Origin of the sequence: Haloprofundus marisrubri, assembly GCF_001469955.1 — an archaeon.
GTDB classification, from domain to species: Archaea; Halobacteriota; Halobacteria; order Halobacteriales; family Haloferacaceae; genus Haloprofundus; species Haloprofundus marisrubri.
Window position 1 is genome coordinate 58289 of the sequence record NZ_LOPU01000029.1, and the last position, 14419, is coordinate 72707.

The window sequence follows — 14419 nt, forward strand, 5'->3', positions numbered from 1 at the left end:
GACGTTATGGGACAGACGGTAACCGAGAAAATTCTCGCCGACCACCTCGTCGAGGGTGAGCTCACACCCGGTGAGGAAATCGGCATCGAGATCGACCAGGTTCTCACGCAGGACACGACAGGAACGATGGTCTGGCTGCAGTTCGAGGCGCTCGAACTGGACGAAGTCCAGACCGAACTCGCAGCGCAGTACTGCGACCACCAGACGTACCAGTTCGACTTCAAGAACACGGACGACCACCGCTTCCTCCGCTCGGCGGCGGGCACGTTCGGTGCGCACTTCTCCCGACCGGGCAACGGCATCTGCCACAACGTCCACAAGGAGAACTTCGCCGCACCCGGTAAGACGCTGCTCGGCTCCGACAGCCACACGCCGACGCCCGGCGGCCTCGGCCAACTCGCCATCGGTGCGGGTGGCCTCGACATCGCCGTCGCCATGGGTGGCGGCGCGTACTACGTCGAGATGCCGGAAGTCGTCAACGTCCGCCTCGAAGGCGAACTGCCCGCGTGGTCGACGGCGAAGGACGTCATCCTCGAGATGCTCCGCCAGCTGTCGGTGAAAGGCGGCGTCGGCAAGGTGTTCGAGTACACCGGCCCCGGCGTCGAGACGCTCTCCGTACCCGAGCGTACGACCATCACCAACATGGGCACCGAACTCGGTGCAACCTCCTCCATCTTCCCGACCGACGAGAAGACCAAGGACTTCCTGAAGCGCGTCGGCCGCGAGGACGAACACGTCGACCTCCAGCCCGACGACGACGCCGAGTACGCTGACGAACTCGTCATCGACCTCTCGGACCTCGAACCGCTCATCGCCAAGCCGTCGATGCCCGACAACGTCGTGCCCGTCCGCGAAGTCGCGGGCGAGTCCGTCGACCAGGTCATCATCGGCTCCTGTACGAACGGCGGCTACGCGGACATCCTCCCGGCGGCGAAGATGCTGGAAGGCCGCGAAGTCGACAAGAAGACCGACCTCATCGTCGCGCCCGGCTCCAAACAGGCCTCCGAGATTCTGGCCCGTCAGGGCTGGACCGCCGAGATGATGGCTGCCGGTGTCAACTTCTCCGAGGCGACCTGTGGTGCGTGTATCGGTATCGGTCACGTGCCCGCCTCCGACTCCGTCTCGCTGCGGACGTTCAACCGCAACTTCGAGGGTCGCTCCGGTATCGAGGACGACTCCGTCTACCTCTGCTCGCCGGAAGTCGCCACCGCGGCCGCCCTCAAGGGCGAAATCGTGGACCCGCGCGACCTCGCCGACGAACTCGGCGACCTCGAAGACCCGGGCCTCGAACTGCCCGACCAGTACGACGGCTCGAAAGCCGACCTCATCGCGCCCGACGAGGCCGTCGACGACGACCTCATCAAAGGACCCAACATCGGCGACGTGCCGCTGAAGGACCCGCTGCAGTCGCACCTCGCGGGTGAGGCGCTCCTGAAGATGACCGACAACATCACGACGGACCACATCATTCCGGCGACGTCGGACATCCTCAAGTTCCGCTCGAACGTGCCGAAGCTCTCGGAGTTCACGCTCTCGCGTGTCGACGAGTCCTTCGCACAGCGCGCACTCGACGCCGACGGCGGCTTCCTCGTCGCCGGCGAGAACTACGGTCAGGGTTCCTCGCGTGAACACGCGGCACTCTGTCCGATGTACCTCGGTATCGAGGGCGTTCTCGCGCAGTCGTTCGCCCGCATCCACAAGGCGAACCTGTTCAACTTCGGCCTCGTCCCGCTGACCATCGACGAGGACACCTACGAGAAAATCGAGCAGGGCGACGACGTCGAAATCGTCGACGACGTCGGCGACGGCGTCCGCTCCGGCCAAGAGGAGTTCACGGTCCGCGTGAACGACGACTGGGAAGCGACCGCCCAACTCGACGCCTCCGAGCGCGAGCGCAAGATTCTCGCCGCCGGTGGCAAACTCTCGTGGACGAAACAGCAGTACGACGAGGGCGAAAGCGGCGCGACGCCCGCCGACGACTGAACGCGCGTTCACACCCGACTTCTTCGTTTTTTCACCCGGCCGAGCGACGGTGATTGCGTCTACTCGCCCGTGACACTCACTGTGTGGTGACTGTTGCCAGCGCGTTTATTGTTCATCGTCCCGAACGGCTTCCCGTGACCACTGCCCCCGCCGACGCCGAAGGAACGACCGTCCGACGCGCCGAGCGGGCGGACCTCCTCGACGTGTTCCGAATCGAGAAAACTTGCTTCAAACAGCCGTGGCCCTTCGCGGCGTTCGAGCAGTTCCTCGGCGAACCCGGTTTTCTGGTCGCCGTCGAGGGCGTCTCGCAGTCCGGGCAGGGAGATGGAAGCGCCGAACGCGTCGTCGGCTACGTCGTCGCCGACGTGACGCCGAACTACGGCCGCGATATCGGCCACGTCAAAGACATCGCCGTCCACCCCGACGCCCGCGGACGCGGCCTCGGACGAATGCTCCTCCAGCAGTCGCTCGTCTCGATGACGCTCGGCGGCGCGAAACTCGTGAAACTCGAAGTCAGAGAACACAACGACCCCGCGAAAGCGCTGTACGAGAGCGAGGGCTTCGAACCCCTACGTCGAATCCCGCGATACTACGAGGACGGCGAGGCGGCACTCGTGATGGTCGTCGACGGCGACGAGTGGCAGCGCAGCGGCGACGAGGCGTAACCGACGCTCGCGTTCGTCGGTGAGTTCTGTAAGACCTAACCCTGCGAGTTCCTGCGTTACTGTTCTTGTTCGGCTTCGAGCCGTTCCACGCGTCGTTTGAGCGTTTCTAGTTCTTCGTCGTCTTCGTCGTGGTCGTCGTTCGTCGCCCGGTTCGAGAGCACGATCACTCCGATGACCACCAGCACTGCGGGGATTGTGAAGAGCAACAGTCCGAACCAGAGCGTGGGCGAGAATCCGACTTGGAGGGCGAACACGTCCACCGGTGTCTCGGCTACCGAAATCGTTCTTTCGCTCCGACGGCAATGGCGAGTATGGGATACGCCTGTCCGGTCTGCGACGTGCCACAGCGCGACGCCGAACATCTCGCAAACCACCTCGCGTTCACGGCGATGCTCCGCCACGAAGAGCACGAGGCGTGGCTCGACGAGCAGATTCCAAACTGGAGCGAGTGTGGCCCGAAGGAACTCGCCGAGGTCGTTCCCGACCACGCCGAGGAGACCGAGTACGACGAGGTGTTCGAGGATACGGTCGGGTCGACGCACCACGACCACGACCACCAGCACGGACACGACCACGCTCACGGCAGCACACCGGGTGGTATGGACCCGAGTTCGGCCGCCCAGCGCGGGTCCGGGTCGATGAGCGCGGAAGCCCAACAGGTGCTACAGGAAGCGCAGGAACTGACCCAGCAGATGCTCGAAACCGACGAGTCGGAGTCGGCCGACGACGCCGGTGGTGCCGGCGACGCCGACAGTGCGACCGAACCCGAGGCAGACGACAGCGACTCCGACGAGGAGTAATCCGGCGACGCGGGACGGAAACGCGTTTACCGCGACGCTCCGACAGGGGGAGCATGCAGACTGACGGCGCGTTCGCGCCCGACTCCGAAGACGAAGCGCGCGAGTTGTACGATTCGGTCGGCCCCGCCGCACAGGTCGTCGTCCGTGAGACGGCCAAAGCGATGGAGTTCGACCGCGAGGAGTATCGAGAACGAGTGACCGGCGAGGTAATCGAGACGGCCCGCGACGCACTGTTTGCCTCGTTGCTCGTCGTCCACGACGGCACCCGCGAGGAGTTCGAGACGTGGTGCGACGAGCATCCCGAGTACGAAGCCGAGAGCCTCGGCAGCGAGAACGTCGACAACGTCGTCTGGCACGCGGTTTCGTTTGCTGACAAGGTGCTCGCGGCGACGTACCAGAACGAACCGGAAGCGGCAGCGGGAACCCTTCGACGGCAGGCGTTCGGTCGGGTGTATCGGGAACTGTTCTGACTCGAACTGCTGACCCGACGCTCTCACGTCTCACCGCTACGAACGCAATCGGTTTACTCCCAGCGTCCAAAGAACGAGCGTGCGACCGATTACGCGCCGCGTGCTGGCTCTCCTCGCCCTCCTCTGTGTCGGCTTGCTGGCCCTCGGGGCGCTTCCGAGCTATCTCGGCACCGGCGACCCCTACTACCTCACCGCAGAGGAAACCGACGCTTCCGGCCCGGCCGTGAACGTCACGCAGTTTTCGGCCCAGCAGTATCCGTACCTCGCAACGGCGCTCGAAGAAGGCCGTTCGGATGGGTATCAGCGAGGACAGTTCGGCCTGAAGGAGTCCTTTACACACTCACCGTTCGACGAACGGGACGCGCTGGCGACCCGCCAACCCGACGCCGAACGCGAAAATCGAGTGTTAGTCGAGTACGACGGGACGCGCTACTGGGTCGCCGTGGAGCAAGAGTAAGCGTACCATGACCGACGACACACGCGACGACGGCGAGCGAGACGACGAGACCACGACCAACGCCGCGAGCAGCAGTGCCGCCAACGGTGGCCGACGCGACGAACTCGCAGAGCCCGAATGGCCGGTGCTCGACTCGCAGACCGAGTACGAAACCGGATGGTTTACTGGGGGATATGACCGAGTTCGTCAACCCGACGGCACCGAGAAACAGTACTACTGGGCCGAACTCTCGACGGCTGTCGTCATCGTTGCCGTCGCTGAGGACCACGTCCTCTTCGTCGAGCAGTACCGCCCGACCATCCGCGAGACGCAGTTGGAACTCCCCGCAGGAATCGTCGAGCAGGGCGAGTCGTTCACGCAGGCGGCCGAACGCGAACTCCGCGAGGAGACCGGCTTCGAGGCGTCGAGTCTCTCGTTGGTGCAGGAGTTCTGGACCTGCACCGGCTTACTTCGCCACCGTCGCGGCATCGTCTTCGCGGAGGGACTCTCGCCCGGCGAGCGGGAACTCGACTCCAACGAGTTCCTGACGCCGAAGGCGGTGCCAATCGACGACGCCGTCGCCGTCGCCCGCGCGCAACCGACGAACGACGCGACTATCGAGGGACTGTTGTTGGCGAAAGACGACGGACTGTTGTAAGCTGATTTTGCCACTATCCGACGCTATCCGTCGAGTCGCTGCAGACCGACGACGAGTCGATTCACGAGTTCGTCGGTCGTCGGCGACGGAATCGACTCCGGTTTCTCCACGTCCGTCTCGCCGACGTCGCTGACCGTCGCCTCGAACTGACCGGTCGAGACATCGTCGCTCATCAGGTAGCGGCCCGCCGAAGCGTCGTTGGTTACGTCCATCGTCGCGCGGGTGACGATTTCTCGGTCGCGGTCGACGTAGAGCGTCAACGTTGCGGTGCTGTTCTCGCTCCACGGTCCGAAGTACATCGCTCTCGTCTCCTCGCCGGTGAGGTTCGCGCGGAAAACGAGGGTCTCGTCGTCCGCCGACACCTGTTCGAACGTCACGTTCTCCGCTTGCTGCGGCCGAAAGAGGTGGATATCCGTGTACGACTTCCTCGGCTTGGAACTCCACGCACTCGGTGTTTCGGACGTGATGTTTCGCGCCCACACCGTGTGGTGGGTGTACATCGCCTCGTACTGGTGGTCTGCGATATCCACGCTGCCGTGCGCGCGTCCGCTCTGCCCGTCGACGGCGTAGGTGAACCGGTCGTGCGTTCCGCCTTCGAACCGAACGTCGAGGTCGTACGTGTAGTTCGTCGCTCGCAGGTTCTCCATCGCTGTCGTCGCTTTTTCGGTCGGCGTGTCGTCGGCGGCGATGGCTCGGTGTTCGGCGGTCGGTGCGGGTTGGAGCGCCAGCGCCCCCGTCGCGGAGACGACGAGGAGGGTGACGAGGAGGAGGGCTATCCGTCGCGGAGATTGTTTCACGCACAAACATCCAATAACACAATAATGAATGTTTCCCCGTGACCCGCGGCCTTATCCGTCTTCACCGGAATGTCGTGATATGGACGGCGAAATCACGCCCGAAGAAGTCGAGGACCTCCTCGACGGCGATACCCCGCCACGAGTCGTCGACATCCGCTCTCCGGCGGCGTTCGACCGCGAGCACATCTCCGGCAGCGAGAACATCCCCTTCGCCGAACTTCCCAACAGGGTCGAAGCGCTCGCCGACGCGGACCGAATCGTCACCGTCTGTCCGCACGGGCAAGCCAGCCAACAGGCCGCCCGCCTCATCAAATCTTACGAGGGCACGAAAGACGCCCGCGTCGAGAGCATGAAAGGCGGCCTCACCGCGTGGTCCGGCGACGTCGACTCCGCGCGACCCACCGACGACGAAGGTCCACAGTCGCCGTTCTAATCTTCAGTTAGTCCACAACGAGACGAGTTTCGTTACAACGCCCGCGACGGCGGCCGACTGCACGAAGAGGAATCCGTAGACGAGGGGCCAGATACTCACCCCGATGCTACCCGAAAACTCGTAGTAGAGATACCAATCTACGAGTGACGCGGCGACGATAGCCGGCGCACCGACTATCATGGCATCTCGTGGAATCAACCCACACTCCGCCAACGCGACAGCGACGCCGGAGGCGACGAACGCCCCGAGCGTCAGTCGACCCCACAGTCGCCTCGACTCGCTCTTTCTGGCAAAGAGGCTCACGAGACTCATGTCGTGGTTCTCTCTGCCGCACACAAATAGTTACACGACTGACACGGCTAACGCTGTGTGAGCGTTGTCTCGACTCCCGTCTCACCGACGGGAGTCACGAAAAACGGAACTCGACGCGGGGCCGAGTCAGAGAACGGTCAGGCGCGTGGTCACGCGACGTTGAACCCTTTGTCGCGGAGGAAGTCCTCCACGCGACCACTGTGGTTCCCCTGTAGCTCGATGGAATCGTCTTCGATGGTTCCACCGCAGGCGAACTTCGACTTCAAGTCCGAGGAGAGACTACTCATGTCCACGTCCTTGGGGTCGAATCCTTCGATGACCGTTACCTCCTTTCCGTAGCGGCGCTCGTCGATGCGGATGCTGATCTCTTGGGACTCTCGCGCCACGTCTTCGCAGACGCAGAGTTCCTGAGGCAGCCCGCACGTCGAGCAGACTTCCGACATTACAAGCCGAAAATACTCGATGGGGGTACAAAACAGTGTCGGGAAGCGACACGGCGGATGCTTCCGTCGATTTCACCGACTCGTCGTCGACGGTTGCGACTGGACCCGACCCATTACGACCGGAACCGGCCCAGTACCGGCGTGCTTCGCCGAACGAGCGCGTCGACCGTCTCTATCGCGGAGTCCGCCTCATCACGGCTCACGCCCGACCCGTATCGGGCGCGCTCGTACGCCTCGCCGACGCTGAGTGCGCGTTCGTCGAGACCGAGACGGGAGAGGCTCCGCAGATACCGCCGCGGCGTCTCGCCGGGTCGTCGCGGGCGGTACTGCCGCGACAGCAGATATTCGAGGCGCTCGAACGCGCGTTCGGTGTCCCGTTCGGGTGTCTGCCGTCGCCCTTGTACCCGTACCCAGACACTGCGGTACGCACGGGTACTGACGCCGGTTCGTCGTGCGCCCGCGGCGAGTCCGACGAGCGCTGCGAGTCCGACCCCGATGCTTTCGCGCGACGGGAGGCCGTCACCGGAGTCTCCCTCGCCAGTGCCACCGCTCGTGTTCGTGGTCGGCGAGAACGTCTGGTTCTCGCCGAGGCCGCTCACCGCGCCCCCGGGGACGCTCGCGTTCGCCCCCGACTGTTGGGCCTGCGGTCCGTCGATGTCGGCGCTCGTCGAAGTCGTCGTCGTGTTCGCGTCGGTTTCTGCGGGCGTGTCCGTCGGTGTCGGCGTCCACTCGCCGGTAGAGGAGTTGCCGGTGTCGACGCCGCTCTCGTTGCTCTGTCTGGCGCTCTCCAGACGGACGTCCTCGGCGGACTGCCGCGGCGAACTCGGCGTCGGGTCGAACTGCACCCAGCCGACTTCCGGGAAGTACACCTCGACCCACGCGTGGGCGTTCAGTCCGCGGACGACCCACTCGTTCTGCGACACCCGCTGGCCGGGGGTGTAGCCGGTCACCATCCGTGCGGGAATCCCTTCGGAACGGAGCATCACCGCCATCGTCGACGCGTAGTACGTGCAGTAACCTGCCTCCATCTCGAAGAGGAACGTGTCGGCGACGTCACCGGAGGGTTCCTCGACGGTCAGCGAGTACTCCTTCGTCGACTCCAGATGCTCCTCGATGGCGACGGCTTTGTCGTAGGCGTTCTCCTCGCCCTCGGTGACGTTGGCGGTCCGTTCACGGAGACGGTCCGACGTACTGTCGGGTAACTGCAGATACCGCCCCGAAACGTCGTTGGGGTAGTCGTCTCCCGAGCGTCGCAACTGCTCGGGAGTGTACTGCGGCAGTTCGCTGACGACGGTGTAGCTCTCGTTCTCTCTGAGCGACCCGCCGACGCGGAGCGTCCCCTGTTCGGTGACGAGTGCGTCGTTGGCGGGGCTACCGCGCAGTTCGACCGGGTCGGCCGCCGCCGGCAACGACTCCAGTTGCGTCCGCGCAGTCACACGCTGGGTGAGTTCGCGCCGGTCACCCGGTCCGCTCTCCAACCGCCCGTCGTACGCCCTCGTATCGGACTCCGAACGCACCCACCCGCTGCCGGTGTAGCGGTCGTACACGCCGGTCCGCCAGTACCGCGGTTCGGCGCTCTCGACGCTGAAGCGCACTTTCGGCGACAGTCTGATGCTGCCCTCGATGTTGACCTGGTCGTTCGACTGGACGAGGTTCTGCTCGCTCGTCGGCGTGTTCGTATCCGGCAGCAGCGGTTGGGCCGCCCCGCCCGGTACGACCGACAGCGACGCCGATGCGATAATCATCGCCGCGACGACGATGGCGAAGGTGTCCAGTTGTGCGGAGACGCCGCCGCGCGCTTCGAGCGTTCCCAGTGCGACGGCTCCGGCGACACCGACGACGCCGGCGAGCGTCGTCAACGGCCCAGCGTCACCCGTCAGCACCAGTAGGCCGAGCGTCGCTCCACCGACCGTCGCGGCGGCGACGTACCGCCGCCGAAGCGCCAGATACCACGTGAAAAACACCGGCGCGGGCGTCGCCGCCAGCGCCCACACGTCGGCCTGCGCCAGTCGCAGCACCGACAATCCGGTGAGCAACGCGACTACGTCCGCAAGGACTCTGTCCAGCGAGAATACGGCGCGTTGGCCCGCCGGGAGCGAGAAAAAGTACGCAGCAAACCCACCCAGCAGGATGAGAAGCGTCAGTACGAACGCCGCTCGCGGCCGGAGCAGTCGTGCGACCACCGTCGCGGCGAGCACCGTTCCGGCGGCGACGAGGATGTACGTCGTGCTCACGCCGACGCCGACGACGTCGGTGATGTGGTACAGTTCGCTCGTGAGCGCGAACAACAGCAGTGCGATACCGGCCAGCGCCCCACCCCGGAAGGTGCGACGGCTCATGCGGTCTCACCCATCGACTGCTGTCCGCCCGAGCGAGCCTCCGCGGCCCGTTTGGCTCCCATCTCTCTATCCTCGACGCCGCTTCCGTCGGCCGCCCGTTTCTTCTCGGTTAGCGTCTCGAAACTCGTCTCTCTGTCGTCAACGAGAATCCGGACTACGTCGCGTTCGGCACGGACGATAACGTCGGCCGTCGTGTCCGGCGGGGGTCCGCCGTCGGTTCGTGCTAACAGTTCGAGCACTCGGCGTCTGTCGCGGGCGGTCGGTTCGGCGACGGCGCGGCCACTCGGCACCGAGACGGTGACCGGAACGCCCGCGTCCAACAGCGCGAACGCGAGGCTGGCGACGGCTTCGGCCATCGCGTCGGCGCGTTTGGGCTGACCACCGGCGGTGAGCGTCACCGCGCGGCGTTCCTCGTCGGCGCTATACTCGGTGACGATGAGGTCGTCGCGCTTGGCGCTCGAACGCCAGTGAACGTCGCGCATCGGGTCGCCGTGGCGGTACTCGCGGATGGTGCTGAACTCGTCGCGGTCCTCGGTGAGGCCGATGCCGTGGACACCAGAGAGTTCGGCGCGCGCCCACCCCGGAACTCGACGCAGTGCGGGATAGACGAGCACGCGGTCGGTGCCGCGACAGGTGAACTCCGTTTCGAGCAGGCCGAACACGTCGCGGGCGACGACAGTGAGCGGTCCGAGCGTTCGCTCGCCGCGTCGCTCGTAGGTCACGTCGTAGCTGATAGCGTCGCCGCCGACGGTCGTCTCGGTTTTCGACTCCGTTCGCCGCGAGAGGCCCTCGCCGACGTGGTCGACGACGTCGGCACTGTACGGCGTTCCCTCGGTTGTGAGTTCCAGCGTCACTCGATGGGTCTCACCGACGAAGCCGTCGTCGGGAACGCTGCGACGGACCGTCGGTTCGTCGAACGACCGCAGTTGGACGACTGCGGCGACGAGTGCGACGAGGCCCGGAAACACGACGGCGTTCAGCGACCGAGAGCCGTACAGTTCGGCGGCGGCGAAGCCCGCGACGCAGACGCCGAGGACGGCCGCACCGCGTCGCGTGAGCCTCATTCGACGGCGACGGCCTCTAACGCCGCCTGAGCCACGGTCTCTCCGGTTTCGCTTCCCGTAGCCGGGCGGATACGGTGGGCCCACACGCTCGGCAGTTCGGTCTGAACGTCGTCGGGGACGACGTACTCGCGGGCGTCGAGCACCGCACGGGCCTGCGCGGCGCGGACCAGCGCGATGCTCCCGCGGGGGCTGACGCCCAACTCAGCGTTGTCGCGGGTGTACGTCGCCAGTTTCGAGACGTACGACCGAATCGGCTCCGACACTTCGACGTCGGAGACGGTTTCGCGCGCTCGCAGCACGTCTTCGGTCGTTGCGACCGCTTCGAGCGTCTCGATGGGGTGTCGGTTGGCGACGCGGCCCAACATCTCCGTCTCGTCGGCGTGATTCGGGTAGCCGAGACGGAGTTTCTTCATGAACCGGTCGATTTCGGCGATTGGCAGTTCGTACGTGCGACTCAGTTCGACGTCATTCTGGGTGGCGATGACGGTAAAGGGGTTCGGCAGCGGGTGTGTCGTCCCGTCGACGGTGACTTGTGACTCCTCCATCGCCTCCAGCAGCGCGCTCTGGGTTTTCGGCGGCGCGCGGTTGATTTCGTCGCCGAGGACGACGTTACCGAACACCGGTCCGGGTTGGAACTCGAACTCACGGGTTTTCTGGTCGAACACGTTGACGCCTGTCACGTCCGAGGGGAGGAGGTCGGGCGTGAACTGCACGCGCTTGAACGAACAGTCGATGGAGCGGGCGATAGACCGCGCGAGCATCGTCTTGCCGACGCCGGGGACGTCTTCGAGCAGCAGATGCCCCCGCGCGAAAAGCGTTATCAGAATATGTTCGATAGCGTCCGTGTGGCCGACGATGACGCGTTCGACGTTGTCGGAGATTCGGGAGACGAGGTCTGCTGTCTCCTCGACTGGTAAGGCTGTGCGTTCGCTCGCTCCGTGGGTCGTCGTCTCTGCGTCAGTCATGTGATACGGGGTAAAGACAGGTTCGGCACTGCTCTGGCGTCGCGTCGGTCCGGGTAACTGGCCGTGAGGCTAAGGCGCACACGTCTCTCGTTCTGTATAACGGTCGAATCCACGTAACTTTGCCGGGCGTGCGCGTGTGGCACGATTTCCGCCCGCACAGTGGTCTCCGACCGTCTCTCCCCGTCTCTGTACAACTTTCGTGTACGTTCCGTTTCTCGGTCCCGCTTCTGTCTCGTCTTCGGTCGATTCTCCCGTCGCTGTCGTGTGGCTTTTACCCCTCGCCGTCCGTCTCCCGGTATGACTGCGGTCACGGGACCTCCGGCGAAGATGCGGGCGAACCGCGAGGACCTGACGCCGATGCTGAGTCAGTACTACGACCTCTGTGCGGCGTACGACGAGTTCTTGGTGCTCTTTCAGGTCGGCGACTTCTACGAGACGTTCTGTGAGGCCGCCGAGGAGACCGCCCGCATTCTCGAACTGACACTCACCCAACGCGAGGACTCGACGGGCACGTACCCGATGACAGGCATCCCCATCGACAACGCCGCCTCGTACGTCGACACCCTCCTCGACGCGGGCTACCGCGTCGCCATCGCCGACCAGGTCGAAGACGCTTCGGAGGCGTCGGGCCTCGTCGACCGCGCCGTGACCCAAATCGTCACTCCGGGAACTGTCGTCGACGACGAACTCCTCTCGCCGGGGTCGACGAACTACGTCGCCTGCGTCGCCAGCGCGGACAGCACGGACAGCGACGAAAGCGACGACTCCGCACACCACGCGGTCGCCGCCGTCGACGTTTCCACGGGAGAGTGTCTCGTCACGAGCGCCGCCGACCCCGAACGAGCGCTCGAAGAACTCCAGCGCGTCGCCCCCGCGGAAATCGTCGTCGGGCCGAACGCCCGAGTCGACCCCGCGGCCCTCGACGGCGACGCGATGCGAACCGAGTTCGACCCCGATGTCTTCGCCTCCAGCGCCGCTCGCAGCACACTAAAGAAGTACGTCCCGCGGCCCGACGCCGTCGTCGGCAACGACGCCGAACTCCGCGCGGTCGGCGCACTCCTCGCCTACGCCGAGTACACGCAGGGCGACGAAACGCTCGACTACGTCTCGCGCATCCAACGCTACGACCCCCGCGACGGTCTTCGACTGGACGCGACGGCGCTGCGAAGTCTCGAACTGTTCGAGTCACAGGGTCCCTCGAACGGGCCGACGCTGTTCGACGTACTCGACGACACCGCCTGCGCACTCGGCCGCCGTCGGCTCCAGCAGTGGCTTCGACGCCCGCTCGTCGACCGCGAGCGCATCGACGCCCGACTCGACGCCGTGGACGAACTCACGTCTCGGTCGTTGGTCCGCGAAGACCTCCACGACCACCTCCGCGACGTGTACGACGTGGAGCGACTGGTCGCCCGCGTCTCCCGCGGCCGGGCGAACGCCCGCGACCTGCGCTCGCTGAAGGCGACGCTCGACGTAGTGCCCGACGTCAAGGACGCGCTCGAAGACGCCGACTGCGACCGCCTGCTGTCGCTTCGTGACTCTCTGGACGAACTCGACGACGTACGCGACCTCATCGGTCGCGCTATCGCTTCGGACCCACCGATGGAGATTACCGAAGGTGGCGTCATCGAGGAAGGCTTCGACGCCGAACTCGACGACCTCAGAGCGACCGAACGCGAGGGTCGCCAGTGGGTTGCGGACCTCGAATCGAGCGAACGAGAACGGACGGGCATCGACTCGCTGTCGGTGGGTCACAATCAGGTCCACGGCTACTACATCGAGGTGACGAACGCGAATCTCGACAGCGTCCCCGACGACTACACGCGGCGACAGACCCTCAAGAACTCCGAGCGCTTCTACACGCCCGAACTGAAGCGCCGCGAGGACGAAATCTTCGGCGCGTCCGAACGCGCAGACGCCCTCGAATACGAACTGTTTCGGGAGGTTCGCGGCGACGTCGGCGAGGAGAGCGAGCGCATCCAGTCGGTGGCCGACGCACTGGCGACTATCGACGTGTTGACTACACTCGCCTCGGTCGCCGTCGAGAACGACTACACCCGTCCGGAACTCGGCGCGGACGGCATCGCAATCGACGGTGGCCGACACCCCGTCGTCGAACGTCAGCAGGACTCGTTCGTTCCGAACCCCACCGACCTCACGGAGTCGAGACTCGCGCTCGTCACCGGGCCGAACATGAGCGGGAAGTCGACGTACATGCGGCAGGTCGCACTCATCGTCGTGCTCGCACAGGTGGGCAGTTTCGTCCCTGCGAACGCTGCCCGACTCCCCGTCGTCGACCGCGTGTTCACGCGCGTCGGAGCCTCCGACGACATCGCGGGCGGGCAGTCGACGTTCATGCGCGAGATGAGCGAACTCACGACGATACTGCACCACGCGACGGAGAACTCGCTCGTTCTCTTGGACGAAGTCGGCCGCGGCACCAGCACTACCGACGGCCTCGCTATCGCACGGGCGACGACCGAGTTCCTCCACGACGAGGTCGGGGCGACGACGCTGTTTGCCACGCATTACCACGAACTCACCGCCGTCGCCGACGACCTGCCGGGCGTACAGAACCTGCACTTCACGGTCGAACGCGGCGACAGGAGCGATGACGAGTCGAACACGCCGAACGGCGACGCCGACAGCGACGTGACGTTCCTGCACCGCGTCGCCGAGGGAGCGTCTTCTTCCTCCTACGGCGTCGAAGTCGCGCGGATGGCCGGCGTGCCGAGTTCGGTCGTCGCCCGCTCTGAAGAACTCGTCGCCGACTCGCAGTCGGGGGATGAATCCGGTGCGAACTCGGCGACAGCGAACGACTCCGAGACGCCTCCTCCCCGACCCGAAAACGCCTCGCTCGCGTCGTTCTCGGCGAACGGACACTCAGCCGAGCGAACCGACGAAACCCCCATAGCCGCCGAGCAACAATCGGCAGACAGCACCGACGACCATCTCCGTGACGTGGCCGAAACCCTCCGCAGCGTCGACGTGGCGACGACGACGCCGCTGGAGGCGCTGACCCTGCTGAACGACCTCCAACGCACGCTCGACGAGTAG

15 protein-coding genes are annotated in these 14419 nt (G+C 65.2%); 8 read left to right on the top strand and 7 right to left on the bottom strand.

Annotated elements, in window-relative coordinates:
- Positions 1 to 6: 6 nt before the first annotated feature.
- Both AUR64_RS10790 and AUR64_RS10795 read left to right on the top strand, forming a co-directional pair.
- On the top strand, positions 7 to 1983 hold the full coding sequence (locus AUR64_RS10790) for an aconitate hydratase (protein ID WP_058581962.1): 1977 nt from the start codon (positions 7 to 9) through the stop codon (positions 1981 to 1983).
- Between the two features lie 134 nt (positions 1984 to 2117).
- On the top strand, positions 2118 to 2648 hold the full coding sequence (locus AUR64_RS10795) for a GNAT family N-acetyltransferase (protein WP_058581963.1): 531 nt from the start codon (positions 2118 to 2120) through the stop codon (positions 2646 to 2648).
- Between the two features lie 56 nt (positions 2649 to 2704).
- Here the strand turns inward: AUR64_RS10795 and AUR64_RS10800 are convergent, their stop codons facing one another.
- Positions 2705 to 2908, bottom strand: coding sequence for a hypothetical protein (locus AUR64_RS10800; RefSeq protein WP_058581964.1), 204 nt, complete (start codon positions 2906 to 2908; stop codon positions 2705 to 2707).
- 51 nt (positions 2909 to 2959) lie between these two features.
- Here AUR64_RS10800 and AUR64_RS10805 point away from each other — a divergent pair, with 51 nt between their 5' ends.
- The 4 genes from AUR64_RS10805 (at position 2960) to AUR64_RS10820 (ending at position 5012) form a co-directional block, all read left to right on the top strand.
- Positions 2960 to 3448: a DUF5810 domain-containing protein gene (locus AUR64_RS10805; RefSeq protein ID WP_058581965.1), complete on the top strand. Its 489-nt coding sequence runs from the start codon at positions 2960 to 2962 to the stop codon at positions 3446 to 3448.
- A 53-nt stretch (positions 3449 to 3501) separates the two neighbouring features.
- Positions 3502 to 3918: a DUF5809 family protein gene (locus tag AUR64_RS10810; protein ID WP_058581966.1), complete on the top strand. Its 417-nt coding sequence runs from the start codon at positions 3502 to 3504 to the stop codon at positions 3916 to 3918.
- A 79-nt stretch (positions 3919 to 3997) separates the two neighbouring features.
- Positions 3998 to 4375, top strand: a complete 378-nt coding sequence (locus AUR64_RS10815; RefSeq protein WP_058581967.1) for a hypothetical protein — start codon at positions 3998 to 4000, stop codon at positions 4373 to 4375.
- A gap of 7 nt (positions 4376 to 4382) precedes the next feature.
- Positions 4383 to 5012: an NUDIX hydrolase gene (locus AUR64_RS10820; protein WP_082230724.1), complete on the top strand. Its 630-nt coding sequence runs from the start codon at positions 4383 to 4385 to the stop codon at positions 5010 to 5012.
- A gap of 23 nt (positions 5013 to 5035) precedes the next feature.
- On the opposite strand, the gene AUR64_RS10825 is transcribed toward AUR64_RS10820, so the two are convergent.
- Complete coding sequence (locus AUR64_RS10825) at positions 5036 to 5809, bottom strand: hypothetical protein (RefSeq protein ID WP_058581968.1); 774 nt, start codon at positions 5807 to 5809, stop codon at positions 5036 to 5038.
- A gap of 79 nt (positions 5810 to 5888) precedes the next feature.
- Between AUR64_RS10825 and AUR64_RS10830 the strand changes: the two genes are divergently transcribed.
- The gene (locus AUR64_RS10830) at positions 5889 to 6242 is read left to right on the top strand and encodes a rhodanese-like domain-containing protein (protein ID WP_058581969.1); all 354 of its coding nucleotides are present in this window, start codon (positions 5889 to 5891) and stop codon (positions 6240 to 6242) included.
- 3 nt (positions 6243 to 6245) lie between these two features.
- On the opposite strand, the gene AUR64_RS10835 is transcribed toward AUR64_RS10830, so the two are convergent.
- The 5 genes from AUR64_RS10835 to AUR64_RS10855 all read right to left on the bottom strand — a co-directional run bounded on the left by AUR64_RS10835 (position 6246) and on the right by AUR64_RS10855 (position 11365).
- A complete protein-coding gene (locus tag AUR64_RS10835; protein ID WP_058581970.1) occupies positions 6246 to 6554 on the bottom strand; it encodes a hypothetical protein in 309 nt (102 codons plus the stop codon).
- 149 nt (positions 6555 to 6703) lie between these two features.
- Positions 6704 to 6997 carry a stress response translation initiation inhibitor YciH gene (gene yciH, locus AUR64_RS10840; RefSeq protein ID WP_058581971.1) on the bottom strand — a complete coding sequence of 98 codons (294 nt, stop codon included), beginning with the start codon at positions 6995 to 6997 and terminating at the stop codon, positions 6704 to 6706.
- Positions 6998 to 7110: 113 nt separating this feature from the next.
- Complete coding sequence (locus tag AUR64_RS10845) at positions 7111 to 9336, bottom strand: transglutaminase TgpA family protein (RefSeq protein WP_058581972.1); 2226 nt, start codon at positions 9334 to 9336, stop codon at positions 7111 to 7113.
- Complete coding sequence (locus AUR64_RS10850) at positions 9333 to 10400, bottom strand: DUF58 domain-containing protein (protein ID WP_058581973.1); 1068 nt, start codon at positions 10398 to 10400, stop codon at positions 9333 to 9335. The genes AUR64_RS10845 and AUR64_RS10850 overlap by 4 nt, the downstream gene beginning before the upstream one ends.
- Positions 10397 to 11365 (bottom strand): AAA family ATPase, encoded by a 969-nt coding sequence (locus AUR64_RS10855; RefSeq protein WP_058581974.1) that lies wholly within the window; start codon positions 11363 to 11365, stop codon positions 10397 to 10399. Before AUR64_RS10855 ends, AUR64_RS10850 begins: the two co-directional genes overlap by 4 nt.
- 297 nt (positions 11366 to 11662) lie before the next feature.
- On the opposite strand from AUR64_RS10855, the gene mutS reads away from it, so the two are divergent.
- Positions 11663 to 14419, top strand: coding sequence for a DNA mismatch repair protein MutS (mutS, locus tag AUR64_RS10860; protein WP_058581975.1), 2757 nt, complete (start codon positions 11663 to 11665; stop codon positions 14417 to 14419).

Coding starts and splice junctions, on each gene's coding strand:
- AUR64_RS10790 (WP_058581962.1), top strand. CDS start 7: ATGGGACAGACGGTAACCGAGAAAATTCTCGCCGACCACCTCGTCGAG.
- AUR64_RS10805 (WP_058581965.1), top strand. CDS start 2,960: ATGGGATACGCCTGTCCGGTCTGCGACGTGCCACAGCGCGACGCCGAA.
- AUR64_RS10810 (WP_058581966.1), top strand. CDS start 3,502: ATGCAGACTGACGGCGCGTTCGCGCCCGACTCCGAAGACGAAGCGCGC.
- AUR64_RS10820 (WP_082230724.1), top strand. CDS start 4,383: ATGACCGACGACACACGCGACGACGGCGAGCGAGACGACGAGACCACG.
- AUR64_RS10830 (WP_058581969.1), top strand. CDS start 5,889: ATGGACGGCGAAATCACGCCCGAAGAAGTCGAGGACCTCCTCGACGGC.
- AUR64_RS10835 (WP_058581970.1), bottom strand. CDS start 6,554: ATGAGTCTCGTGAGCCTCTTTGCCAGAAAGAGCGAGTCGAGGCGACTG.
- yciH (WP_058581971.1), bottom strand. CDS start 6,997: ATGTCGGAAGTCTGCTCGACGTGCGGGCTGCCTCAGGAACTCTGCGTC.
- AUR64_RS10845 (WP_058581972.1), bottom strand. CDS start 9,336: ATGAGCCGTCGCACCTTCCGGGGTGGGGCGCTGGCCGGTATCGCACTG.
- AUR64_RS10850 (WP_058581973.1), bottom strand. CDS start 10,400: ATGAGGCTCACGCGACGCGGTGCGGCCGTCCTCGGCGTCTGCGTCGCG.
- AUR64_RS10855 (WP_058581974.1), bottom strand. CDS start 11,365: ATGACTGACGCAGAGACGACGACCCACGGAGCGAGCGAACGCACAGCC.
- mutS (WP_058581975.1), top strand. CDS start 11,663: ATGACTGCGGTCACGGGACCTCCGGCGAAGATGCGGGCGAACCGCGAG.